Origin of the sequence: Acinetobacter sp. 1542444 (assembly GCF_000581835.1) — a bacterium.
Classification (GTDB): domain Bacteria; phylum Pseudomonadota; class Gammaproteobacteria; order Pseudomonadales; family Moraxellaceae; genus Acinetobacter; species Acinetobacter pittii.
Genome location: NZ_JEYA01000023.1, coordinates 1 through 689 on the forward strand (window position 1 = coordinate 1; position 689 = coordinate 689).

The 689-nt window shown below is 35.7% G+C and carries 1 protein-coding gene; it reads right to left on the minus strand.

Annotation, left to right across the window (positions count from 1 at the left end):
* Positions 1–689 (minus strand): putative pilus assembly protein FilE (gene filE / locus J580_RS23610; RefSeq protein WP_032006090.1); only part of this gene is annotated, 689 nt, incomplete at both ends.

The window sequence follows — 689 nt, forward strand, 5'->3', positions numbered from 1 at the left end:
AGGTTTTCTCGGCCATAACCCAACTTCTTTATTCTGGCTTAGCTTTTTAATTGATTTGTTATAGCCATTAATAAAACACAAATCATTTTCAAAAGTGCTTGCTAACTCTTTGTGCGAAAGTCTCACATAAGTAGGAGCTAATACCACAGAAGAAACTTGATCTTCTTGAGATCGATGCAATACGTTATCAAGGATAGACTGACCAACACCTTTTTTACGCTCAATAGATTCAGTACGACCTAAACCATCAGGCATAATATAAAAACGTTTTTTCCCTTCTAAATTAAATTCTTGATTCTCTAAATATTCATTATTAACGTATTCCACACCATCAATGGTAGTGTACTTCGTCTCATCGTTTTTTGGTGATACTGGTGCTGATGAAGTAACGATATCCTTAGACAAGGGTGGAAGTGAATTCGGTTCTATTTTTTCTACAATCTTTTGTTGGGAAGCAGAATCCTTTATCACTGTTTTTTCTTTAGTAGTCGCAAAAGTAGACTTTTGATTAATAATTTTTGATTCTTCTTTGCTTATTTTTGTCTGTTTTGAAACTGTAGATTGTTTCTTTATCAATACAGTTGGTGCAGTTGGTGCAGTTGGTGCAGTTGGTGCAGTTGGTGCAGTTGGTGCAGTTGGTGCAGTTGGTGCAGTTGGTGCAGTATTAGACGATTTCGTAATTGCTTTAG